Origin of the sequence: Flammeovirga sp. EKP202, assembly GCF_014534745.1 — a bacterium.
In the GTDB taxonomy this organism is placed as follows: Bacteria; Bacteroidota; Bacteroidia; order Cytophagales; family Flammeovirgaceae; genus Flammeovirga.
In genome coordinates this window covers 1-1,115 of the sequence record NZ_JACVVP010000119.1, presented here as the reverse complement: position 1 = coordinate 1,115, position 1,115 = coordinate 1, and the positions used below count along the sequence as shown (strand labels likewise).

Sequence of the window (1,115 nt, the reverse complement as noted above, 5' to 3'; positions counted from 1 at the left end):
TAATCAGGGTTTGTTATAATACAATGATAAGTACCATCTTCAGAAACAGACAAATTTCTATTATTTTCATTGTTTAAAATAGAATTGTCTTTATACCATTGATATTGGTTATTGGTAGCTGAATCTGGGACAGATATTATGATATTTTGATTGTAAAAGATAGTTGAGTCATCAGAGATATTTCCTTGATCTTTGTAACTAAAACTGCCACTAAAAGATTTAGATATAGTTTCAATACCACTATAGCCAATATTATTTTTTTGAATTTGTAATTGTGTTAACTTATTCAGGTTTGAAAATGCTGATGGGATTGATGATATAGTATTGTTCCCAATATGTAGAAAGTTTAACTGAGTAAATTTAGTTATTTCTATTGGAAAATTAGAAAGATTATTGCCTCCAATATGTAAGTACTCAAGTTCAGTAAGGTTTTGAAATGACTTTTCAAAAGTATACAAGTTTTTGGCGTTAATTTGTAATTGAGTCACTCTATTATTTTCAACAGTTACTCCTTCCCATGTGTTAACAGGAGTATTAAGGTCCCATCCAAGAGTGTTGATTGGGTTAATTTTGTTTAAATCTGCCAGTGCTAGTGAATCAAGAGGGTCAGTACCTTCGCCAAATTGGACATAAATACTTTTTGATGTTAATATTAGGTTACTATGACTTTCTTTTTTGAAAATATAGTTATACCGTCCTTTATCGGTAACTATTAGGTTTTGAGTATTTTCTTCATTTATTATAACGCCATTTTTAGACCATTGATATAATATATTGTCAACGTCCATATCAATAGTTTGGTCTACAGTAAGAGTAATCTCTCGCGTAATTTCATAAGATTGATTTTCACCAATTGAATCTTGAGGAGCATAGAAATATTCTTGAATATCATTTGGTAATAGTATAATATCCTCAAACGTAAGTTTATTATTGCTGACATTTATATGTTCAATATTACTTAAATTCTGAATACTTTGTGGTAAGTTCTCAATTAGATTATTCTGTATTTCGAGCCTATTAAGAAAAGATAGGTTTCCAATTTGATCAAGTAAAGAACTAAGGTTGTTATTTGATAGATTAAGTAGCTTTAGACGGGTCAAGTCGGTTATAGATTC

Annotated in this window: 1 protein-coding gene; it reads right to left on the bottom strand. The window is 29.2% G+C overall.

The window, feature by feature from the left end; all coding sequences use genetic code 11:
• Window positions 1-1,115: hypothetical protein (locus tag IC221_RS29210; protein WP_188172318.1), on the bottom strand; the 1,115-nt coding region annotated here is incomplete at both ends.